Source organism: Zunongwangia sp. HGR-M22, assembly GCF_027594425.1.
Classification (GTDB): domain Bacteria; phylum Bacteroidota; class Bacteroidia; order Flavobacteriales; family Flavobacteriaceae; genus Zunongwangia.
This window is the reverse complement of sequence record NZ_CP115159.1, coordinates 3,956,124-3,978,934: the sequence shown is the minus strand read 5'-3', so window position 1 is coordinate 3,978,934 and position 22,811 is coordinate 3,956,124. Positions and strand designations below refer to the sequence as shown.

General features: G+C 35.6%; 24 protein-coding genes. 16 read left to right on the top strand and 8 right to left on the bottom strand.

The window, feature by feature from the left end:
* The first annotated feature begins 28 nt into the window (after nucleotides 1–28).
* The 5 genes from PBT91_RS17280 to PBT91_RS17260 all read left to right on the top strand — a co-directional run bounded on the left by PBT91_RS17280 (nucleotide 29) and on the right by PBT91_RS17260 (nucleotide 4,807).
* Nucleotides 29–1,411 (top strand): tetratricopeptide repeat protein, encoded by a 1,383-nt coding sequence (locus PBT91_RS17280; RefSeq protein ID WP_270059705.1) that lies wholly within the window; start codon nucleotides 29–31, stop codon nucleotides 1,409–1,411.
* On the top strand, nucleotides 1,408–2,178 hold the full coding sequence (locus tag PBT91_RS17275) for a DUF4292 domain-containing protein (protein ID WP_270059704.1): 771 nt from the start codon (nucleotides 1,408–1,410) through the stop codon (nucleotides 2,176–2,178). The genes PBT91_RS17280 and PBT91_RS17275 overlap by 4 nt, the downstream gene beginning before the upstream one ends.
* A complete protein-coding gene (locus PBT91_RS17270) occupies nucleotides 2,175–3,392 on the top strand; it encodes a murein hydrolase activator EnvC family protein (protein WP_270059703.1) in 1,218 nt (405 codons plus the stop codon). Before PBT91_RS17275 ends, PBT91_RS17270 begins: the two co-directional genes overlap by 4 nt.
* A 61-nt stretch (nucleotides 3,393–3,453) precedes the next feature.
* Nucleotides 3,454–4,143, top strand: coding sequence for a hypothetical protein (locus PBT91_RS17265; RefSeq protein WP_270059702.1), 690 nt, complete (start codon nucleotides 3,454–3,456; stop codon nucleotides 4,141–4,143).
* 22 nt (nucleotides 4,144–4,165) lie between these two features.
* Entirely contained in the window at nucleotides 4,166–4,807 is a 642-nt protein-coding gene (locus tag PBT91_RS17260) for a hypothetical protein (RefSeq protein WP_270059701.1), read from the top strand.
* 2 nt (nucleotides 4,808–4,809) lie between these two features.
* On the opposite strand, the gene PBT91_RS17255 is transcribed toward PBT91_RS17260, so the two are convergent.
* Together PBT91_RS17255 and PBT91_RS17250 are read right to left on the bottom strand one after the other, a co-directional pair.
* A complete protein-coding gene (locus PBT91_RS17255) occupies nucleotides 4,810–5,322 on the bottom strand; it encodes an acyl-CoA thioesterase (protein ID WP_270059700.1) in 513 nt (170 codons plus the stop codon).
* Nucleotides 5,323–5,379: 57 nt separating this feature from the next.
* Nucleotides 5,380–6,315 (bottom strand): SPOR domain-containing protein, encoded by a 936-nt coding sequence (locus PBT91_RS17250; protein ID WP_270059699.1) that lies wholly within the window; start codon nucleotides 6,313–6,315, stop codon nucleotides 5,380–5,382.
* Between the two features lie 97 nt (nucleotides 6,316–6,412).
* Between PBT91_RS17250 and dprA the strand changes: the two genes are divergently transcribed.
* The gene (gene dprA / locus PBT91_RS17245; protein ID WP_270059698.1) at nucleotides 6,413–7,513 is read left to right on the top strand and encodes a DNA-processing protein DprA; all 1,101 of its coding nucleotides are present in this window, start codon (nucleotides 6,413–6,415) and stop codon (nucleotides 7,511–7,513) included.
* Between the two features lie 7 nt (nucleotides 7,514–7,520).
* On the opposite strand, the gene trpS is transcribed toward dprA, so the two are convergent.
* A complete protein-coding gene (trpS, locus tag PBT91_RS17240) occupies nucleotides 7,521–8,489 on the bottom strand; it encodes a tryptophan--tRNA ligase (protein ID WP_270059697.1) in 969 nt (322 codons plus the stop codon).
* A 75-nt stretch (nucleotides 8,490–8,564) separates the two neighbouring features.
* On the opposite strand from trpS, the gene PBT91_RS17235 reads away from it, so the two are divergent.
* Nucleotides 8,565–9,308 (top strand): lysophospholipid acyltransferase family protein, encoded by a 744-nt coding sequence (locus tag PBT91_RS17235; RefSeq protein ID WP_270059696.1) that lies wholly within the window; start codon nucleotides 8,565–8,567, stop codon nucleotides 9,306–9,308.
* A gap of 4 nt (nucleotides 9,309–9,312) precedes the next feature.
* On the opposite strand, the gene PBT91_RS17230 is transcribed toward PBT91_RS17235, so the two are convergent.
* The 4 genes from PBT91_RS17230 to recA all read right to left on the bottom strand — a co-directional run bounded on the left by PBT91_RS17230 (nucleotide 9,313) and on the right by recA (nucleotide 13,226).
* Complete coding sequence (locus PBT91_RS17230; RefSeq protein ID WP_270059695.1) at nucleotides 9,313–10,776, bottom strand: hypothetical protein; 1,464 nt, start codon at nucleotides 10,774–10,776, stop codon at nucleotides 9,313–9,315.
* Nucleotides 10,773–11,315, bottom strand: a complete 543-nt coding sequence (locus PBT91_RS17225; protein WP_270059694.1) for an RNA polymerase sigma factor — start codon at nucleotides 11,313–11,315, stop codon at nucleotides 10,773–10,775. The genes PBT91_RS17230 and PBT91_RS17225 overlap by 4 nt, the downstream gene beginning before the upstream one ends.
* Before the next feature lie 272 nt (nucleotides 11,316–11,587).
* Nucleotides 11,588–12,088 carry a hypothetical protein gene (locus PBT91_RS17220; protein WP_270059693.1) on the bottom strand — a complete coding sequence of 167 codons (501 nt, stop codon included), beginning with the start codon at nucleotides 12,086–12,088 and terminating at the stop codon, nucleotides 11,588–11,590.
* A gap of 118 nt (nucleotides 12,089–12,206) precedes the next feature.
* Nucleotides 12,207–13,226 carry a recombinase RecA gene (recA, locus tag PBT91_RS17215; protein ID WP_270059692.1) on the bottom strand — a complete coding sequence of 340 codons (1,020 nt, stop codon included), beginning with the start codon at nucleotides 13,224–13,226 and terminating at the stop codon, nucleotides 12,207–12,209.
* A 207-nt stretch (nucleotides 13,227–13,433) separates the two neighbouring features.
* On the opposite strand from recA, the gene PBT91_RS17210 reads away from it, so the two are divergent.
* The 9 genes from PBT91_RS17210 (at nucleotide 13,434) to PBT91_RS17170 (ending at nucleotide 22,091) form a co-directional block, all read left to right on the top strand.
* Nucleotides 13,434–14,675 carry a peptidase U32 family protein gene (locus PBT91_RS17210; protein ID WP_270059691.1) on the top strand — a complete coding sequence of 414 codons (1,242 nt, stop codon included), beginning with the start codon at nucleotides 13,434–13,436 and terminating at the stop codon, nucleotides 14,673–14,675.
* Nucleotides 14,675–14,905 (top strand): ferredoxin, encoded by a 231-nt coding sequence (locus PBT91_RS17205; protein WP_270059690.1) that lies wholly within the window; start codon nucleotides 14,675–14,677, stop codon nucleotides 14,903–14,905. Before PBT91_RS17210 ends, PBT91_RS17205 begins: the two co-directional genes overlap by 1 nt.
* A gap of 30 nt (nucleotides 14,906–14,935) precedes the next feature.
* The gene (trhO, locus tag PBT91_RS17200; RefSeq protein ID WP_270059689.1) at nucleotides 14,936–15,967 is read left to right on the top strand and encodes an oxygen-dependent tRNA uridine(34) hydroxylase TrhO; all 1,032 of its coding nucleotides are present in this window, start codon (nucleotides 14,936–14,938) and stop codon (nucleotides 15,965–15,967) included.
* A gap of 216 nt (nucleotides 15,968–16,183) precedes the next feature.
* Nucleotides 16,184–17,356 carry a PSP1 domain-containing protein gene (locus PBT91_RS17195; RefSeq protein ID WP_270059688.1) on the top strand — a complete coding sequence of 391 codons (1,173 nt, stop codon included), beginning with the start codon at nucleotides 16,184–16,186 and terminating at the stop codon, nucleotides 17,354–17,356.
* Entirely contained in the window at nucleotides 17,346–17,837 is a 492-nt protein-coding gene (locus PBT91_RS17190; RefSeq protein WP_270059687.1) for a gliding motility lipoprotein GldH, read from the top strand. Before PBT91_RS17195 ends, PBT91_RS17190 begins: the two co-directional genes overlap by 11 nt.
* Nucleotides 17,838–17,842: 5 nt before the next feature.
* Nucleotides 17,843–20,161 (top strand): penicillin-binding protein 1A, encoded by a 2,319-nt coding sequence (locus tag PBT91_RS17185; protein WP_270059686.1) that lies wholly within the window; start codon nucleotides 17,843–17,845, stop codon nucleotides 20,159–20,161.
* Between the two features lie 144 nt (nucleotides 20,162–20,305).
* Entirely contained in the window at nucleotides 20,306–20,998 is a 693-nt protein-coding gene (locus PBT91_RS17180; RefSeq protein ID WP_270059685.1) for a CoA transferase subunit A, read from the top strand.
* 64 nt (nucleotides 20,999–21,062) lie between these two features.
* A complete protein-coding gene (locus PBT91_RS17175) occupies nucleotides 21,063–21,398 on the top strand; it encodes a four helix bundle protein (RefSeq protein ID WP_270061486.1) in 336 nt (111 codons plus the stop codon).
* A 39-nt stretch (nucleotides 21,399–21,437) separates the two neighbouring features.
* The gene (locus PBT91_RS17170) at nucleotides 21,438–22,091 is read left to right on the top strand and encodes a CoA transferase subunit B (RefSeq protein WP_270059684.1); all 654 of its coding nucleotides are present in this window, start codon (nucleotides 21,438–21,440) and stop codon (nucleotides 22,089–22,091) included.
* On the opposite strand, the gene PBT91_RS17165 is transcribed toward PBT91_RS17170, so the two are convergent.
* Nucleotides 22,092–22,808, bottom strand: a complete 717-nt coding sequence (locus PBT91_RS17165; RefSeq protein WP_270059683.1) for a 3'-5' exonuclease — start codon at nucleotides 22,806–22,808, stop codon at nucleotides 22,092–22,094.
* Between the last annotated feature and the right edge of the window lie 3 nt (nucleotides 22,809–22,811).

Genomic DNA, 22,811 nt, shown 5'->3' with positions numbered 1-22,811 from the left:
TTATTGAATCCAAATCCTAAAACCTACTTTGCTGAAAAATTTATTCATATTGGCCTTTCTAGGAATCCTTTTTCTGGTACCGGGAAAGGCCTTTGCATTTTTTCAGCAAAAAGAAGAAAATAGCGCTACCGTGAATACTGATCTTGGTGAAGTAAACGACGCTTTTCAGGAATATTTTTTTGAAGCACTAAAGCAACGCGGTATCGAAAATTATAAAAAATCGAATACTGCTTTGCAAAAGTGCCTCGCCATTGATGATAATAAAGCGATTGTTTATTACGAAATGGCGAAAAATTATTATTCATTAGAAGCCTATAATAAAGCGAAACCAAATTTTATAAAAGCCCTGGAGCTTAAACCGAAAGATGAAAATATTCTTGGAGATTATTACGAAAATGAAATTGCAGCAGTAGATTACGAAAGTGCTATTGTAATTCTAAGAGATTTAATCAAAATCGATAAAAAATATCGGGAAGATTTAGCCGATTTATATATTCTAAGCGATCATTACGATAGTGCTTTATCGCTAATCGATAGTTTAGACCAACAATACGGCAAGAATAGTTACCGTACCAGGATGCGACGCCAAATCTATGCGCGTACCAACAACATTGATGCTCAAATCTCCAGTTTAGAAAAAGCCATTCAGGAAAATCCCGAAGACGAGCAAAATTACCTGAATCTTATTTATGTTTATAGCGACGAGGATATGGAGGAAGAAGCTTTTGATACAGCGCAAGAACTCTTAAAATATAGTCCCGGTTCCAGTCTCGCTCATTTAGCCCTTTATAAATTTTTTCTGAATAAAGAACAGGCAGAAGATGCGGTGAATTCTATGGAAATTGTTTTTAGATCTGAAGAAATAGACGCAGCTTCAAAATATAAAGTTCTAAACGACTTTTTATTATTTGTAAACGAAAATCCACAGTGGGAAACAGAGCTTATGAAAGTAAGTCAAATGCTTTCCAATTTGGAAAATGAACCTTCACTTTATAGAAAATTAGGAGAATATTATCTAAAAAATAATAATAAAGCTGATGCTCTACGTTATTTTGAAATGGGCTTGAAGGAAGATCCATCCAATTTCGAAATGATAAAAAACACCGTGATTTTAAGAATCGATCAACAACGTTTTGAAGGTGCTAACGAACTGGCATCAGAAGCCAGGGATATCTTCCCGGCACAACCAATTTTTTATTTACTGAATGGTGTAGCCTTAATTAAACTTAAAAATTATTCTGAAGCTGTCGAAATTCTTACTTTTGGACTGGATTTTTTAATCGAAAATCCAAGAATGCAAGCCGATTTTTATCAGCAGATTGCGGTGTCTTATACAGGTATGGAGGATAAGGAGAGTGCTAATGAGTATAAAGCAAAGGCAATTAAAATTTTAAAAGAAGAAACTAAATGATCAAACGTGTAATAATTGTTGTCTTAATAACCATCACCACTGTTGCATGTGGGACAAAAAAAGCTGCAACTGGTTTTGAAAGGAGTAACGCTAAAGCATCTGGCGTTATTAAAAATCACTACGATAAGGCAGTTGACTTTAATACGATATCCGGTAAACTTAGAGCAGCGTACCAGAACTCCGATAAATCGCAATCGGTAAATCTAAGTTTTCGTATGGAAAAAGATAGAGCTATTTGGATGAGCGCCAGTATTCTTGGTTTCCCGATGGCAAAAGTTTACATCACTCCAGAGAAAGTAAGCTATTACGAAAAAGTAGGAAAATCATATTTTGATGGCGATTTCAGTTTAGTAAGTAAATGGTTAGGAACGCCGCTGGATTTCGATAAACTTCAGAATTTATTAATTGGTCAGGCGATTTACGATCTTAGGAAAGATGGCTACACATTAAGCGAATCTGCAAGAGGTTTTCAATTACTTCCGAAGAAAGAATCTGAAGTGAAAAAAATGTTTATGCTAGATAGCAAAACTTACAAAGCCAAAGCACAGCAGTTGGCTCAGGAGGATAAGAATAGAAGTGTAACAGTAACTTACGATGATTATCAAACCGTTTCTGGAAGAATTTTTCCTGAAACTATTACGATTATTGCCAACGAAAGTGGCGAAAGTACCAATATTACCATCCAATATCGCTCGATCGAGTTTGACGGAGATGTTAGTTTTCCGTTTAGTATTCCTTCTGGTTACGATGAAATTTCTGTAAAATGAAATTGAATTTCTTTAAATATATCGTTGTTGCTGCAACCTTTTTGGTGGCTACCAATTCATTTTCTCAAAGTACTAGAGAAGCTTTGGAGAAAAAGAGAATGGAACTTCAAAACGAAATTCGTCGAATATCCGATCTTAGAAGTAACAACAAGAAGAAGGAAAAGTCAATTTTGAATGAAGTTCAGGATTTAAATCAGCAGATAAAAAGCACCGAAAATTTAATACAAGTAACCAACAGGCAGGCTAGTCTTCTTACGAAAGAGATGAATGAGAACGAAGCGAAGATCGCGAAGTTTAGAAAAGAATTAGAAGAGCTAAAGGCAGATTATGCGGTAATGATTAAAAAATCCTATCGTAGTAAGTCACAGCAAAGCCGCATAATGTTTTTGTTGTCTTCAGAAAGTTTTTTACAGGCTTATAAACGGCTGGAATATTTAAAACAATACACAGAGTACAGAAAACAGCAAGGAGAGCAAATAAAGACACGTACAGTCGATTTACAACGTTTAAACACACGACTTTCTAATCAAAAAGAAGAAAAGGATAAATTAATTGCAGAGAATCGTAAAACCAGAGCTCGTTTAGAAGAAAATAAAAAAGCACAGCAAGAATTAATGAAAACCATTACGGCGAAAGAAGGCCAGTTCGCTTCGCAAATAAAAAAAGCTCAGCAGGAAATCGACGAAATTGAGCGTAAGATCGATGCGATGATTAAAGCTTCGATCGCAGAAACCAATAAAAAATCGGGTTCAGCAAAACGTGATGTTTTTGAATTATCCCCTGAAGCAAAAGCCTTGGCTAAAGACTTTGCCAGCAACAAAGGAAAATTACCCTGGCCTGTAAAAGCTGGTACCATTAGTATGAAGTTTGGGAAACAACCGCATCCTGTAGTTCGTAATATTTCGATAAACAATAGCGGTATAAATATCGATACCGACAAAGGTGGTAAGGCCAGAGCTGTTTTTGAAGGAACTGTTAGTGAAGTTCAGATCTTAAAAGGAGCAAATAAGGCAGTGATGCTAAGGCACGGAGATTATATCACCATTTATGATAATTTAGAGAGTGTTGCTGTGCGAAAAGGAGATTATGTAAGCACCGGGCAGGAACTTGGTGTGGTGGCCACCAGTAAAAGCACAGGAAAAACGACTTTACATTTTTTAATATTTCAGAATACTAATAAATACAATCCTGAAAGCTGGATTATAAACCGTTAATTTTTAGTGTTTAAAGCAACCAATTTTAGTATTTTGCATCTAATTGATGTAATATTAGATCATGAAAAAAATAGGTGTTGCGATTGTAGTCTTATTAGTAGGACTATCTGCTTGTACTAGTGATGAGGTATTGGTAACCGAAAATCAGCGATTGGCAGTATTTGCAACTTTAACCGATTCTAATAACGTCGCTTTAAAAAATATTCCGGTAAATATAACTACCGATACAGAATCTGAATATAATATTTTAGGAGAATCAAAAAGTAAAGATTTAGGTAGAGTAGATTTTGTGTCGCTGGTTTCCTACAATCGCGGTTTAATAATTAATTTTAATCCAGAATATTCTAAAGATTATATTCCCGCTTACTCTTCATTAAGCTTTATCGATTCACTTAATATCGAAGGAAGAGAAGGCATCATCAACCTTAAACTTGTCCAATTAAGTAGAATTAGGAATGTGAACCTAAATATCGCAATGGGAGCGCAGACCGACAGTCTGGAACTTGTTTTAATGTATCCTAAGAAAAAGCAATCTCTGGGGCTCTATGATTCTCAGGAGAATAATTTCTTACCTGAAAATTATATTAGAAATTATCTAAAATTAGATGAAGAGAATACCAGTTTTATGGATGCATTTTCGATTCCCGAAGGTAGTAGTATAAAAATTAATTACACTGTAAATGATGAAGTAGAAAGGGATACGATTGTAAAAGTTACTTCAGAAAGCAATCGTTTTAATTTCGAATTTTAGTTTCAGCACCACCCATTTTTATATGAAAAAGTTACTACTCATATTCGGCATTTTTAGCTACACTTTTCTTCAGGCGCAACAAAGCGATGTGGAGATCGCTGCACATCGAAACTGGTACCAACCTGAAGATCCAGAAACTATTTTTTTTGATTTATCCACTTTTTATCCATTAGGAATAAGTAATTCTAGTTTTAGCAACGATTATCAATTAGATCAGGGAATTCAGTTTGGCGTGCACATTTTTATTGTTCCTGAATTTACTGCTGGTCTTTATGGGAAATGGCACGGGAGCGAAGTCACTAATATTGAAAAAATAGGAAATATAAGCGAAACAAGATTCAACGAATATGGGCTTGAATTGGGATATTACTACGCTATCGATCAGAAAGTTAATGTGCATCTAACCGGAGGCGTTGCAGGTGTATATCTTAGAAATTTGGTTAATTTTTCTCCAAACTCTTTTGGTGAAAATGGGATAAGTTATAAGCTAGGAGTAGCCTTGGGTTATCGCTTCAACCAGACCTTAGCAGTTTTCGCTAAAGTATCACCGTATTATTTAAATCTGGATATCCAAAATGAGGCCTATGATGATTATTTAAACGATCATATTTTAATGGATTTTGGAGTTGGGTTACGCATTCATCTGCATAACCCTAATGGATAAATTTAGTCTTTAAATAATGCTTTTAATTCCGTAGCATCATTAGGTTTTAATTTTCCGGCAAGAACAAGGCTTAATTGTTTTCTTCGTAGAGCGGCATCATAACGATCTTTTTCTAAATCTGTTTCCGGTTTTAAGGGAGGAACAGGCACTGGAGCTCCTGTTTCATCTACGGCTACAAAGGTATAAATTGCTTCGTTTGCTTTGCTTCTAAGACCACTTTCGCGATCTTCTACCCAAACATCTATAAAGATTTCCATAGACGATTTAAAGGCTCTAGAAATAGCTGCTTCAACAGTTACCACACTTCCCAAGGGAATAGCTCTATTAAAAGCAACATGGTTTACAGAGGCAGTAACTACAATACGGCGACTATGTCTTCTTGCTGCAATACTTGCTGCACGATCCATACGAGCTAACAATTCGCCACCAAATAGATTATTTAGGGGATTGGTCTCGCTTGGTAAAACAAGGTCGGTTAATGTAGTTCTAGAATCTTTTGGGTATTTTGAATCCATATTTGCCAGTTTTTGGCAATAATAGTGAGCTTTTAGGTAAAAAGCACTAAAAAAAGATTAAAGTTCCTGTACAAGTAGCCAAGCTGCTTTGTCTTCTCTCTTTAATTTGTTAAGTGCATTTACTGCTTCGCGTCTGGTTTTATGGCTAGAAAATACCACTTGGTGAAGTCCGTATTTGTTCGCTCCTATAAGTCGGGCTTTGTACCCTTCTTTTTTAAGTTCATTTACTTTTTTTTCGGCATTTTCTTCAACTCTAAAAGCTCCTGCAACTAAATGAAAGTCGCCAGATTGCTTTTCTACATTAAAAGTAATTGCCGGTAATGGATTATCGATAACAAAAGTAGCTTCCTGAATTTGTTGCTGTAACTGGTTTTCAGCTTCCTGTTGTTCAGCAATATTATGTTGCGCAACCTGATTGCTGTAAATATTTAAACCAGCCATACCCGATAAACCAATTGCAAGAATTCCTACTGCAGCATATTTAAGAAATGCGGCTTTGCGGTTTCTACGTTCAGGAGTAAAATGAATAGGTGCTTTTTCCTCAATTTCCTGAACCTGAGTTTTGTAAACTTCACGCTGAATTTTTGCTGAATGAACCACATCCAGTCCAAAAGAATCAGCCAGATAATTTACTTTATTAAAAGGCTCAAATTGAAGTGTAAAATCTTCAGAAACAGTAAACTGCCCAATATTCGTGATTTCAACTTTATCTTGATCTTTTAGAGAGCTATCTAACTGATGTACAAAATCTGCAATCTTGTTAAGCGCTGTCGTATAATTAATACTTTCAGCCTCAGCAACGTAATTTGCTAATAATCCGTCGTTTTTAACTAACTGACGATTAAAGGACACCGTTTTCTTTGGTGGGTAAAGACTATTTGTTTCAGCATCAAGAAACGCCGATTCTCTTTGAGATAAAAATGCACCAAATCCCGGTACGATAACGCATTCGTAGCGGTAAAGTAAATCCTGTATGTAGTTAGCTATTTTCATAAATGCAAAAATAAGACGAAAGTGAAGTATATAAAAATAGAGAAACAAATTTTATTAACAAATCTTTTTTTGTTTAATTTTAGAGGAAAGCGATGGGATGAATTTTAATGATCTAAAATACGTCTTAGCACTCCAAAAAGCTCCTAATCTGGGAGATAGAACTGCAAAAAAGTTAATTGCTAGATTGGGAAGTGCTAGGGCAATATTCGAAGAAAAGCGACAAAATTTATTGAAAATTGAAGGAATTGGAGCGCTTAAACTGAAAGGATTACTAGATCCTGCGAATTTTGAAGCGGCAGAAAACGAGCTCGAATTTATCCAAAATGAACAATTAAAGACGCATTATTTTGAAGATCAAAATTATCCCGAAAAATTGAAACACTGCCATGATTCGCCAATTTTGCTGTTTTCAAAAGGAAATATTCAGCTTCAACATCACCGAATTATAAGTATTGTAGGAACACGAAAAATCACCAGCGCTGGCAATTCTTTTGTTGAGCAATTTATCGAGGAACTTAGTCCGCTTAATCCTATCATTGTTTCTGGATTTGCATACGGAGTTGATATCGCGGCGCATCGCGCTGCTGTCGCGAATAATTTGCAAACTATTGGTTGTTTAGCACATGGTTTCAATCAAATTTACCCAAAAGTCCATGCAAAATATGTAGACAGCGTTTTAGAAAATGGCGGGTTTTTTAGCGATTTTTGGAGTAGTGATAACTTCGGAAGAAATAATTTTCTAAAGAGAAATCGAATTATAGCTGGTTTAAGTGAAGCGACGGTAGTTATAGAAAGTGCAGAGAAGGGCGGAAGCTTAGTTACTGCAGATATTGCCAACTCTTACAATCGTGAAGTTTTTGCCGTTCCCGGCCGTCCTGGTGATAAATATAGTAAAGGTTGTAACGAACTTATAAAATCGAATAATGCCAATTTATTAAGTAGCGCAGCCGATTTGGTTTATATGTTGGGATGGAAACTTCAGGAAGAAATTAAACCCGTGCAGCAACAATTATTTGTCGATTTAGATTCTGAAGAGCAACAAATTTACGATCATCTAAAAGAAAAAGGGAAATCACAATTAGATACGATAGCGCTCTACTGTAATTTCCCAACTTTTAAAACCGCTTCAATTTTACTGAATATGGAACTTAAAGGTGTTATTAGGCCTTTGCCCGGTAAATTATTTGAAGCAATTTAGATTGTACTTAATATCCTAATTTTTGGCGAACACGCTTTAAAACATCACTAGCCACAGCTGTTGCTTTTTCTTTCCCAATGGCCAAAGCTTTATCAATTTCTTCAAGATTGTTGATGTAATATTCATATTTTTCACGCTGTTCAGCAAAAGTTTCTTTTACCAATTCGAATAAAGCTTGTTTTGCATGGCCATAACCAAAACCACCAGCTTCATATTTTTGGCGTAGATCTGCGTTTTGTTCTTCAGATCCTAATAATTTATAGATATTGAAAACATTACAGGTATCTGGGTTTTTAGGTTCTTCAAGCGGAGTACTATCAGTTTGAATTCCCATAATTTGTTTTCTCAGTTTTTTATCGGTCTGAAAAATATTTATGGTATTATCTTTCGATTTACTCATTTTAGAACCATCAGTACCGGGAACAAACAAGATGTTTTCTTCTACTTTAGCTTCAGGAATTACAAAAGTTTCTCCCATTTTAGCGTGAAAACGAGAGGCTACATCTCTGGTAATTTCTAAATGTTGTAACTGGTCTTTCCCAACAGGAACAATTTCAGCATCATATAATAGAATATCTGCAGCCATAAGCATTGGGTACGTAAAAAGCCCGGCATTTACATCTTCTAGACGATCTGCTTTATCTTTAAACGAATGTGCTAAAGTAAGTCGTTGATAAGGAAAAAAGCAGCTTAAATACCAGGTAAGCTCACTGGTTTGAGGGATATCACTTTGTCTGTAAAATACCGTTTTGTCTATATCAATACCACAGGCAAGCCATGTGGCAGCGACAGAGTAGGTGTTATTTCTTAAAGTTTCAGCATCTTTAATTTGTGTTAGAGAATGCATATCTGCAATGAAAATGAAGGAATCATTTTCTGGGCTGTTCGCCATTCTTATAGCAGGCATAATAGCCCCCAGTAAATTTCCTAAATGAGGAGTTCCTGTACTTTGTACTCCCGTTAGTATTCTAGACATGTAGTAATTAAATTTTTATACAAAGGTACTTTTTTTGTGGAATTGACTTGATTGTATTTACTACTTTTGGAATCTATGCGTTTTCTAAAAAATATTGCTATTGCGGTATGGAGAATTTGGTTCTATGTTTTACTCGTAGTGCCAATAATCATTATGTTACCTATATTGGTAGTGTTTACTTCATCGGAACGATTTTATCCTCAATTCTTCTTTTGCGCAAGAATGTGGGCCAAATTTATCATTTTTGGAATGGGATTTTATCGCAAAGTTGTTGGTGGGCAGAAGTTGGAAAAAGGTTACAGCTATATGTTTGTAGCCAATCACTGTTCTATTATCGATATCATGTTAATGCTTTCTACGATAAACCATCCTTTCGTTTTTGTTGGAAAAAAAGAACTAGTGAAAATTCCCATTTTTGGATTTTTCTATAAACGAACCTGTATTCTGGTAGATCGCAAAAATCCACAAAGTAGGCAAGCGGTTTTTAATGAAGCGCAAAGAAGATTAAAGCAAGGCAACAGCATTTGTATTTTTCCGGAAGGGGGCGTTCCCGATGATGAAAGTATTGTTTTAGACGAATTTAAAGAAGGAGCTTTTAAGCTGGCTATAGACCATCAAATACCTATCGTTCCGCTAACATTTCACGATACTAAAAAGCGTTTTTCCTACACTTTCTTTTCTGGAAGCCCCGGGAAGTTGAGAGTTAAGATCCACGATTTTATATCGACCAAAGGGAAAACCCAGCAAGACCGTAAAGCACTAAAGCTGCAAAATAGGGAGGTTATTCTTCAGGAATTAAACAATCCAACCGTAAATTAATCGGTTAAAACTCAAAACTAAATCCTGTATAAATTCCGAAGAAAAACGGCTTCACGCCATCAACATTATTAAAACTATTTAATTGATATTTGAAGGTTGGTTCTAAATTTAACCGGAATTTATCGTTGAGCTGATAATCTATACCCATCCCAATATTGGTCGTAAAACTTAGTTCTTCTAAATTATTTGCTTCTCCCAGCTCTACTTCTCCATTTTGGGAACTAACACTTACCGAGTTTTCATCTAAAAATAAACTGCTGGCACCACCAATTAATTTCAGTCCAATTTTTTTATCGATCAAGTTATATTCGATTTCAAGCGGAACTTCAATATATCCAAAACTTTGATTTATAGAACCCGATTCTACAGGCATATTTAAATTCGCAAAATTATTAATTTCTGGTGAAGTCACTGGGCTATCAAAAGCATCACCATTACTTCTAGAATTGGTACTCGTAATTTTAATATTCTCGCTTCCATTTTCGTAATTAATATTAGCAAGATTGTTAGAAGCCATGGCGTAGTTATAAACAATATCCCTAGTTTTATAATTCATATTCACTTTATTAATCCCAGAACGTATTTTTACTTTTTCAGAAATAGCATAAGCTAATTTTATACCGTAAGACATGGTAACCTCGCTATTGGTTTGATTACCTGCAAAATTGGGATCTATTGCACTACCGCTTCCTAAATTATCATAATATACAGGTGCTGCAAAAGGAGCAATACTAATTTTGCCAGCTTTGTTTGATGTTATTTTTAAATCTTCAGAGGTAGCTTCCTTGTTTTTTTCTTCCTCAAGAATTGCTAATGCATTCTCATATTCTTGCTGTTCTTTAATTTTAGAAGAATCTGCGACAGTAAATTGAGCATCTTGATTATTTTTAATGTTCTCTTCGTTATTTATTTCATTTTGGAAGTTTTTCGTTGAAACCTTCTTATTTTCATTTTCAAGATAGGCTAATTGTTGCTCGTTTTTTGATTGGTTTGAACTGTTATTTTTTTCTGTTCTTGCTGAAATGCTATTACTTAAAGTAGAATTTTGATTATTTGTAATGGCATTATTTTGATTAATACTAGCCCCTGAATTATTTCTGGAAACTTTACTTGGCGCGCCTGAATATTCAGACCGGCCTGCAATCTCTTCAAGAATATTATTAGCGCTCTTCAGGGTAGAATCTACAGGCATTTCAATCTTAGGAAGGGCTGATTTTTCAACATCAATAGAGATTTGGGGCTCTGTTAAATTTGCAGGGTTTAGGTAAATATAAGTTAGAGTTGTAATTAGAGCTAAAACAGCCGCTACGCTGCCAAGCTTATACCAAAATGGTAAAATAAACGGCTTTTTTTCTTGCTTTTTCTGCAATTTGCCTGCTATATTTTTCCATACTTCTTCTCTGGGAGCTTGTTCAAAATCTTTGAACTTCTCCTGAAAAAGGCGATCTATATTCTTTCTCTCTTTCATAGGGTTTTTGCAGAAGAATTAATTTGACTTTTCTCGATATTATCTTTCAATATATGTCGGGCTCTTGATAGATTAGATTTAGAAGTACCTTCAGAAATATTCAGCATATTCGCAATTTCTTTGTGGGAATAACCATCTAAAACATATAGGTTAAATACTTCGCGATAACGTTGCGGTAATTGCTGTACGATTTTTAATAAAAAATCTAAAGGCAAAGAAGATTCTTCATATTCTACTGTAGCTTCTTCTATTTGATTTTCGTTTGCTATACTATATAATTTTTCTTTTCTGTGCTTTTGTAAAGCGGTATTTATTACAATTCTTTTCATCCAACCTTCAAATGATCCTAAATTATTGTATTGACCAATTTTGTCGAATATGGTCATAAAGCCATCCTGCAGATTATCTTCGGCCTGCTGGTAGCTATCAGAATATTTTAAACATAAGCCGAACATCTTCCCGGAGTATAATCGGTAAAGTTCTTCCTGTGCTTTAATATCCTTTTTTTTACATCTTTTTATGAGCTTTTCTAGCGTCAAAAAATCATGTGAGTTTAGTTGGTTACTTATGCGTAAGTTATCTGTTTTTTATCAGATTTTATGCTAACTGTAATTTAATAAAAACAAGCTTAGTCTTTCCTAAGTTACATGTTGTTAGGATAATGATTAATGCTTTTATATTCTCTTTTCTGAATACTTCTATTCCTGGTTTATAATGTATAGATACGCCGAAATCTAAAAGGTTGCGTGGCTTAAAATAAAAAAAGCTGAAATTATACAATTTCAGCTTTTTAAAAATAATGATTAATCTTTTATTCTGCAGGTTCTTCAGGAGTAGGCTCTGGTTCTCCTACGGGAACGTTTACTGTTAAAAACTCGTATTCATTTGTTGCAGTATTAACGCCGTTTACAAAACGAAATCGAACAGTATCATAGCGATCTTCATTTTGGGTAACAGTATTTAGCTTAAAGCTATTTCTGAATAGAGATTCTGTTTTAGATAAACTAGTTGTTTGCTCTGTACACTCTGTAACGTTTGGATCGTAGGATGTTAAAGCCACAATATCGTAAACTAAGATATTTTCCTCATCTTCATTCTCGTAAGATTTTCCATCGAATGCATAAAAAGTATGGCAGGCATCGGGTAGCGTAAAGGTTGCTTTTATATCGTAGCTCTCTTCATAATCAATAAAAGCAGGCAAATTGTGGTTCGTGATTCTGGCATATTGGTATGCGATACTTGGACCATCATCATCACTATTACAACTAATAAGAGAGATTGCAAGAATTAATAATAAACTTAGCTTTTTCATCTTTGTATTTTTGGGTTTTGTTTGTTGTAGATGATTGAGTTTTGAAAAGGTTGCGTAAAATTCAAAAAAAAATCCCCGAAGTCGGAGATTTTTTTATATTAATTTGTTTTTCAATTGCTTAAGATTCTTCTTTTGCAACTTTTATTGCATCTTTTATTTTAACTTCCAGTTCATCCATTAGATCTGGATTGTCTTTTAAGATGGTTTTTACCGCATCACGACCTTGCCCAAGTTTGGTGTCTTCATAACTAAACCAAGAACCACTTTTTTTAATTATTTCGTAGTCAACACCTATATCGATAATTTCACCAATTTTAGAAACTCCTTCCCCATACATAATATCAAATTCGGCAGTTTTAAATGGTGGTGCTACTTTGTTCTTCACCACTTTCACCCTGGTCTTATTACCCATTACCTCACTACTGCTGTTTTTAATCTGAGTAGATCTTCTAATATCTAAACGTACTGAAGCATAGAACTTAAGTGCGTTACCACCAGTAGTTGTTTCAGGATTTCCAAACATTACCCCAATTTTCTCACGAAGCTGGTTAATGAAGATCACTGTACAATTTGTCTTACTAATTGTAGAGGTTAATTTTCTAAGTGCCTGAGACATCAAACGAGCATGTAATCCCATTTTTGAGTCTCCCATTTCTCCTTCGATCTCACTTTTTGGAGTAAGAGCTGCAACCGAGTCGATTACAATAATATCGATAGCTCCAGATCTAATTAAGTTATCGGCAATTTCCAGAGCCTGTTCACCATTATCTGGTTGCGAGATTATTAAATTTTCTATATCCACCCCTAGCTTTTCAGCATAAAATCTATCAAAAGCATGTTCTGCATCAATAAAAGCTGCAATCCCTCCGGTTTTTTGGGTTTCGGCAATGGCGTGTAAAGTAAGCGTAGTTTTACCAGAAGATTCTGGACCATAAATTTCTATCACTCTTCCTCTTGGATAACCTCCAACACCTAGTGCTAAATCTAAGCCTAAAGAACCGGTAGAAATCGAAGGAACATCAACAACTGCTTGATCTCCCATTTTCATTACCGTACCCTTTCCATAAGTTTTGTCCATCTTATCCAGGGTAAGCTTTAATGCTTTTAATTTTGCCTCTTTTTCTTTATCGTTACTCATTTTATTATCCTGTTTTTTTGCAAGTTGCTAAATTACTATAACTTTTATTAGGTAACAATTATAAATTGAATCGCGTTTTAAAGATTTCTCCATTTTATTGAATCTGAAAAAACTAAATTCTTAATTGAAATCCATAAAATTTGGCTTTCGCTAAATGTAACCAATAATTGAAAGATATGTATCTTTGCAGCCCATATTTTATTAGAGATGACGAGTACAGGAAAGATAGAACTTATGGCCCCCGCGGGCAATTTTGAGTCTTTACAGGCGGCATTAGATAATGGAGCCGACTCCGTTTATTTTGGTGTAGAACAGCTTAATATGCGGGCAAGAGCAAGTATAAATTTTACATTAGACGATCTGCCAGAAATAGCAAAGCGTTGCATAAATAAAGGCGTTAGAACTTATCTAACTCTCAATACAATAGTTTACGATCATGATCTTTCTATTGTAAAAACCTTATTGGATAAAGCCAAAGCTGCATCGATCACCGCGGTAATAGCGATGGATCAGGCGGTGATTGCTTATGCAAGACAAATAGGTATGGAAGTTCATATTTCTACACAGATCAATATTACCAACATCGAAACTGTTAAGTTTTACGCGATGTTTGCAGATACCATGGTCTTGAGTAGAGAACTGAGCTTGCGACAGGTTAAAAAGATCTGCGACCAGATAGAAAAAGAAGAAGTAAAAGGTCCTTCTGGAAATTTAGTTGAAATAGAAATTTTTGGACATGGTGCACTTTGTATGGCAGTTTCAGGTAAATGTTATTTGAGCTTACATTCACATAACTCTTCGGCGAATCGAGGAGCCTGTAAACAAAATTGCAGAAAAAAATATACAGTGATCGATCAGGAAAGTGGTTTTGAGGTCGAGTTGGATAATGAATACATGATGTCTCCAAAAGATCTTTGTACTTTAGATTTTCTAGATCAGGTGATCGATGCCGGTGCAAAAGTATTAAAGATTGAAGGTCGTGGCCGTGCGCCAGAGTATGTAGCAAAAGTTATAAAAACCTACCGCGAAGCTATTGATGCTTATTATGCTGAAGAATTTACCAAAGAAAAGGTAGCGGCCTGGATGGAAGAACTTAAAAAAGTCTACAATCGTGGATTTTGGAGTGGTTATTATTTAGGTCAAAAATTAGGGCAGTGGAGTGATGGCTCTGGTTCTCATGCCACACAAAAGAAAGTTTATGTTGGTAAAGGAATGCATTACTTTCCTAAAGCTAATATTGGTGAATTTAAGATTGAAGCTTACGATATAAAATTAGGAGATACACTTTTAATTACAGGGCCCACCACAGGTGCGCAAGAAATAGAACTTTCTGAAATGATGGTGAACGATCAAACTTTAGAAACTGCTTCAAAAGGAGATTCTTGTACAATAAAATTACCATTCAGAATTAGAAATTCAGACAAACTGTATAAAATAGTAAAAGCCTAATGGTAGTGGTTACCTTACAAAGAGAAAAATGTATTGGCTGTAATTATTGTGTAGAAATGGCACCTTCAGAATTTCAGATGTCTAAGAAAGATGGCAAGACTGTTCTATTGCATTCTAAAGAAAAAAAAGGCTTTTATACGCTTAAATCTCACGATGATAGTATCTTTGCCGAATGTTTGCAGGCACAAAATGCCTGTCCGGTAAAAATAATTACCACTAAAAAACTGTAATATTTCTTTAATTCTTAAAATTAGTATAGCATGCAACTGTACAACAAACTAAGCGCTAAAGAAAGAGAAGCATTAATCGAGGAAGCTGGTGAAGACAGGCTTACGCTCTCTTTTTATGCCTACGCTAAAATAGGCAATCCTAATCTTTTTAGAGATCATCTTTTTGTAGCCTGGAATTCGATGGATGTTCTGGGTAGAATATATGTGGCGAACGAAGGTATTAATGCTCAGCTTTCTGTCCCGGCAAAAAGATTCAATGAATTTAAAGATTTTATAGACGGAATTTATTTCTTAGAAGGTTGTCGTCTAAACATTGCGATCGAACAGGATTCTAAATCTTTTTTGAAATTAAAAGTGAAAGTTCGGGATAAAATTGTTGCAGATGGTTTAAACGATGCGAACTTTGATGTTACTAACAAAGGGATTCATGTAGATGCTGCTACATTTAATCAGTTACTAGACGATCCAAAAACGGTTTGTGTAGATATGCGAAACCACTACGAAAGTGAAATTGGTCATTTTCAAGGAGCGGTTACTCCAGATGTAGATACTTTTAGGGATTCGCTTCCAATTATAGAAAAAGATCTTGAAGAGCACAAAGAAGATAAAAACCTGTTAATGTATTGCACTGGTGGAATTCGTTGTGAAAAAGCAAGTGCCTATTATAAGCATCGCGGATTTCAGAATGTGTACCAATTGGAGGGCGGAATAATAGAATATGCCCGCCAGGTTAAAAATCAGCAATTGGAAAATAAATTTATCGGTAAAAACTTTGTTTTCGATCATCGACGTTCAGAGCGTATCACAGAGGATGTAATTGCACATTGCCACCAATGCGGCAAACCTTGTGATACCCATGTTAATTGTGCAAATGAAGCGTGTCATTTACTATTTATTCAGTGTGAAGAATGTGCGATGGAAATGAACAATTGCTGCAGCGAAGATTGTATGAAAATAAATTCCCTTCCTTACGAACAACAAAAAGAGCTTAGAAAAGGAAAAGGAAACAGCAATAAAATTTTTAAGAAAGGCCGCTCTGAAGTTTTAAAATATAAGAGTTAAGCTTTCGTTCTAAATGGTGATGCCAATTAATATTGGTATCTTTACTTTTTTAGAACTGATTTATAAACCAAAAGGAGCAAAATTAGAAAACCGAATTTTTGAAATACACCCTTGAGGTCCTGGGATTTAGAAGTGAGATTGATGGTCGGGATATCGGGTTATTTTTGAATAAGAGATTTGGCTTTTTGTTACTCCTTATCAAGATATATAACATTTATGGCGTGTAGCAGTTGCTCTACCGGTACAGACGGTAAGCCTAAAGGATGTAAAAGTAACGGAACCTGCGGAACAGATAGTTGTAATAAACTTACGGTTTTTGACTGGCTCTCTAATATGTCCCTTCCAAACGGAATAGAACCTTTTAATTGTGTTGAAGTACGTTTTAAAAACGGAAGAAAACATTTCTTTAAAAATACCGAAAATCTTAGCCTAAGCATGGGCGATGTGGTAGCTACAGAAGCTTCGCCAGGTCACGATGTCGGGATGGTAAGTCTTACCGGAGAATTGGTAAGAATACAGATGAAGAAGAAAAAGGTAAATCCCGATAGCGATGAGGTATTAAAAATTTATCGCAAAGCCACCCAAAAAGATATTGATATTTGGGAAGAAGTTCGTTCCAAAGAAGAAAAAATTAAAACAAGAGCCAGAGAAATCGCCATTCGTTTAAATCTTAGTATGAAGATTAGCGATATCGAATTTCAGGGAGATGCTTCAAAAGCAACCTTTTATTATACAGCAGATGATCGTGTAGATTTTCGCCAGTTAATAAAAGAGTTTGCACGAGAATTTAATACTCGTATCGAAATGCGCCAAATTGGTCTTCGCCAGGAAGCTGCAAGACTTGGGGGGATTGGATCTTGCGGGCGTGAGTTATGTTGTTCTACCTGGTTAACAGATTTTAGATCTGTAAGTACCAGCGCAGCGCGCTATCAACAGCTATCTTTAAATCCGCAAAAACTAGCTGGGCAGTGTGGGAAACTAAAATGTTGCCTAAATTATGAGTTAGATACCTACTTGGAATGTCTTAAATCTTTCCCGAAAACAGATATTAAACTTTATACCAAAAAGGGAACAGCCGTATGCCAAAAAATAGATATTTTTAAAGGCTTTCTTTGGTATGCTTATGAAGGTGAATGGATGACGTGGCATAAACTAACCGCAGAGCAGGCAAATAAAATAATTGCTTCTAATAAGAAAAGAGAAAGTATAGGCAGTCTTGAAGAGTTTGAAGTTGTGCTTCAGATGGAAGAAGAAAAGCCAGACTTTAATAATGTGGTTGGACAAGATAGTTTAACAAGATTTGATAAACCACAACAAGGCAAAAAGAAACGTAGAAATAAAAAAAGAAGAAAGAAAAATAACCCATCTTCCTCAAAGAATGCGAAGTAATTTTATTCTGGTTTGTACTGTAATCAGCTTATTTCTGTGGAGTTGTGATTCCAAAATGGTTTATGATGAATATAAATCTATTAATGAGTGGAATAAAGATTCTATAGTTACGTTTAACATTGGAGAATTGGATTCTCTAAAAGCTTATAATTTATTTATCGATATTAGAAATAACAGTAAGTTTAAGTATAGCAACTTATATTTAATTACTGAAATTCAATTCCCAAAAGGAAAGGTGATAAGCGACACCTTAGAATATAAAATGGCTGAACCTAACGGCGAATGGCTTGGTACAGGATTTGGTGATGTAAAAGAAAACAAACTTTGGTATAAAGAAAATGTAAAATTTAAAGAACCAGGAGATTATCAAGTTAATATTAGACATGCCATGCGTAAGAATGGTGATGTAGATGGAATAGAAAATTTAGAAGGAATCACAGATGTTGGTTTCAGAATAGAAAAAACGACACAGAATAATTAGAGCAAATGGCTGAATCTCGTAAAAAGCAAACTAAACCTAAGCAGAGTAACCGCAAATACATCATTGGATTTTGGACACTTTTTAGTGTAGGAGTCCTAGCGGTTGTTTTTTTCTTTCTATTAGCTGGTTGGGGGGTATTTGGTAAAATGCCAACCTTTGATGAATTAGAAAATCCGGAAACCAATCTCGCTACCGAGCTTATTTCTTCAGACGGGAAAACACTTGGTAAATATTATCGCGAAAATCGTACTCCCATTAAATACGATAATCTTCCGCAACATTTAGTGCAAGCTTTGGTAGCTACAGAAGACGAACGTTTTTATAAACATTCTGGGATAGATGCCCGTGGTACTGCACGTGCAGCGATTTACATGGGATCTAAAGGTGGAGCGAGTACAATTACGCAGCAGTTGGCTAAGCAATTGTTTACCGATGATTTCTCTACAGATAATACATTTGAGCGTGTACTTCAGAAAATGAAAGAATGGGTAATCTCTACTCGTTTAGAGAGACAGTACACAAAAGAGGAAATTATCACAATGTATTTGAATAAATACGATTTCCTTTATCAGGCTGTTGGCGTACGATCTGCATCCAGAATCTATTTTGATAAAGAACCTATCGATTTGAAGATAGAGGAATCTGCTGTTTTGGTGGCAATGCTTAAAAATTCGGCACTGTACAATCCTGTTCGTCGTCCAGATTTGGTGGAGAAAAGAAGAAATCAGGTATTTGTTCAGATGTACAAAAATGGATTTTTAACCGAACAGGAAAAAGATTCTCTACAACAAGTAGCAATGAAAATTAATTTTTCTCCTGAAGGTCACGACGATGGTATTGCAACTTATTTTAGAGAATATACACGACAATTCTTATCAGATTGGATCGAGGAAAATCCTAAACCTGATGGTGAAAAATATAATTTATATCGAGATGGTTTAAAAGTCTATACTACTATCGATTCAAAAATGCAGGAATATGCAGAGGATGCAGTACATAGGCATTTAACTAAACTTCAGAAAGAGTTTGATCGCCAAAATCAAAACAACAGATCAGCTCCTTTTAGAGATATCGATCAGAGTATGATCGATAATATTATCAAGGGGTCTATGAGAAGATCTGCGAGATATAAAAAAATGAAAAAAGAAGGCAAATCTGAAGAAACCATCATGGCTTCTTTTGATAAACCTCGAGAGATGAGAGTCTTTTCCTGGAAAGGGGATATAGATACTACAATGACACCACGAGATTCCATTAGATATTATAAATCATTCTTTCAGTCTGGTTTAATGTCTATGGATCCAACCACGGGAGAAGTAAAAGCCTGGGTTGGCGGAACAAACTTTAAGCATTTTAAATACGATCACGTAAAACAAGGGAAACGTCAGGTAGGCTCTACCTTCAAACCTTTTGTTTATGCAACAGCGATCGATCAGTTAAAAATGTCTCCTTGTGATACCTTACCATTAAACAGGTTTACAATTCCGGCAGGAAAATTTGGAAATATTAAAGATTGGTCTCCGAGAAATTCAGGTAGTGGCGATAAATATTCAGGGATGATGAGCTTGAAGGAAGCACTGGCAAACTCTGTAAACACGGTTACCGCTAGAGTTATTGATAAGACTACTCCCGGGAATGTGATCAATTTAATTACAAAACTGGGAATTGATACCGATAATTTTCCAACAGGGCCGGCTATTGCTTTAGGAACTGCAGATATAAGTCTTTATGATATGGTGGGTGCTTATAGCACTTTCGCAAATAAAGGCGTTCGTGTTAAACCTGTTTTGATTACACGAATCGAAGATAAAAATGGAACCGTTTTATTCCAAAATGTTCCAGAAACGCATGATGTGATGAGTGCAGAAGCGGCTTATGTAACGGTTAACTTGATGGAAGGTGTAACTAGATATGGATCTGGAGCACGTTTGCGAGGAACAGGTAGAGAAGTTAGATTAGATTATAAGCGAGCGGTAACAGGTTATCCTTATGACTTTAAAAATCCTATTGCCGGAAAAACCGGAACTACACAAAATCAAAGTGATGGTTGGTTTATGGGAATGGTTCCAAATCTCGTAACCGGTGTTTGGGTAGGTGCTGAAGATCGTGCAGTACATTTTCCTGGGATAACTTACGGTCAGGGAGCTACGATGGCATTACCAATTTGGGGAATGTATATGAAGAGTGTTTATGCAAATGAAGATTTAAATATCTCTCAGGATGATTTTGAACGACCTGAAAATCTATCCATTACTGTAGATTGTGATTCTTACGGGAAATCTAACAACGCCGATAGCGGAGTAATAGAAGAATTAGATTTCTAAAAAATATAACTTAAATTCTAAAAGCTCAGATTGGTCATTCAGTCTGGGCTTTTTTTATTTTACTTCGGAAGTTTATATTGAAGACTTTTTAAAATATTGGAATTATCTTGAAATTTCTTTATTTTTAGAGGAAAATAGTAGTCGATGATTAATAAAACGGTAGATAATGTTGCTGAAGCTTTAAAGGGAGTTCATGATGGGATGACGTTTATGCTTGGGGGATTTGGATTAAGCGGAATTCCCGAGAATGCCATTTCAGAACTCGTTCGGTTGAATACTAAAAATCTAACCTGTATTTCCAACAATGCCGGTGTGGATGATTTTGGATTAGGACTTCTACTTCAGAAAAAACAAATCGATAAAATGGTGTCTTCTTACGTAGGCGAGAATGCTGAATTTGAACGACAAATGTTGAGTGAAGAGCTGGAAGTTGAATTAATCCCGCAGGGAACATTAGCAGCGAGATGCCAGGCAGCACAACAGGGATTTCCAGCAATTTATACTCCTGCTGGCTACGGAACTGAAGTCGCTTTGGGAAAAGAAACTCGGGAGTTCGATGGCAAAATGTACGTTTTAGAAGAAGCTTTTAAAGCCGATTTTGCCTTTGTAAAAGCTTGGAAAGGGGACAAGGCCGGCAATCTGATCTTTAAGGGAACAGCGCGTAATTTTAATCCCGTAATGTGCGGTGCCGCAAAAGTTACCGTCGTTGAGGTTGAAGAACTAGTAGAACCGGGAGAACTGGATCCTAATTTTATCCATATTCCGGGAATATTTGTACAACGAATTTTTGAAGGCAAAAACTACGAAAAACGAATTGAGAAAAGGACGGTGAGGTGATGTGTTAATTTGATGAGTAGAAAATGTGCTGATACGTTGATGTGAGTAATTTAAAAAAAGAAATATTATTCTAAAAATATCCGTCGAGTTCGCTCTAGGGATAATCAATTACTCCGAACAACTAAAAGTACATAAGCATTATGAGATTGCTTCTCAACTTATTAGAAGTGGTACGTCGATTGGAGCAAACATTTGGGAAGCACAATCTTCAGAGAGCCGAAAAGATTTTGGACATAAACTAAAAATAGCCGATAAGGAAGCAAAGGAAGTTGAATACTGGCTTTTACTTTGTAAATCTTCCGAACATATTAAAAATTATGATGGGGAATTGTACGAAAAATTACTTTCAATTCAAAAGCTGCTTAGTCGAATTATTTCAACAAATAAAAGCAGAGGATAATTTCCAAATTATCATATCATCAAATTAACACATTAAACAATGTTAGACAAAAACGGAATAGCACAACGAATAGCCAAAGAGGTTAAGGATGGATTTTATGTGAATTTAGGAATTGGGATTCCAACCTTGGTAGCAAACTTTGTAAGAGATGATATTCAGGTAGAATTTCAGAGTGAAAACGGCATTTTAGGTATGGGACCGTTCCCGATTGATGGTGAAGAAGATGCCGATCTTATCAATGCGGGGAAACAAACTATTACCGCGTTGCCGGGTGCGAGTTTCTTCGATTCTGCTTTAAGTTTCGGGATGATTCGCGGTAAACATGTCGATCTTACTATTTTGGGCGCGATGGAAGTTGCCGAAAATGGAGATATCGCCAACTGGAAAATTCCGGGGAAAATGGTAAAAGGAATGGGGGGCGCAATGGATCTGGTAGCTTCCGCAGAAAATATAATTGTCGCTATGATGCACACCAATAAAGCTGGCGAATCCAAATTGCTTAAAAAATGCAGCCTTCCTTTAACAGGCGTAGGTTGTGTTACCAAGATTGTCACAAACTTAGCTGTGATTGAAGTTACCAAAGAAGGGTTTAAATTATTAGAGCGAGCACCGGGAGTTAGCGTAGATGAAATTATCGCCGCTACCGAGGGGAAATTGATTATCGAAGGGGAAGTGCCGGAAATGGTTTTATAATTAAACAGTGCTAATTTCTGAGTCTTTTAAAAGTGCTTCTTGCTTTAGGCGCAAAACAATTTGAGCAATAGCCACCACGTCACGCTCGCAGTATTCAACAATTCGTTGCAAATTATTTTCTTGGTAGTACACTTCGAAAACCTGATCGCCGCTAATATCGTTTTTAGGTGATGGTATGCCCAACGTGTGGGTAAGCAGTTTTAAAGAAGTAAAATGCTTGTAATCGCCAAATCGCCATAATTCCATTGTATCAAGATGCGGAATTTCCCATGGCTTTTTACCCATATTGTTTATTTTCTGCGGAAGTTTTAATTGGTGGATAATCATTCTTCTGGCGATAAACGGAAAATCAAATTCTTTCCCGTTATGGGCACAGAGTAAATGATACGGTTTATTAAAATGATCGTTTAAAAGTGAACTGAAATTATCTAAAATCGATTTTTCATCTCCCGAAAAACTTTTCAGTCTAAAATTTCTTTTTTCATCTTTTACACTTAAAAATCCTACTGAAATACAAACAATTTTGCCGAACTCGGCCCAAATTCCTGCTCTGGAATAAAATTCTTCTGGTGAATACTCATCTTTTCGAATATATTTGGTTTTTTCAGCCCATAAATCTTTTTTTTCTTCTTCCCAGTGTTCAAAAGAAGGTTGATCTGGAACCGTTTCAATATCCAGAAATAAAATGTGTTCTATATTAAGTTTTTCAAAATTCATTAG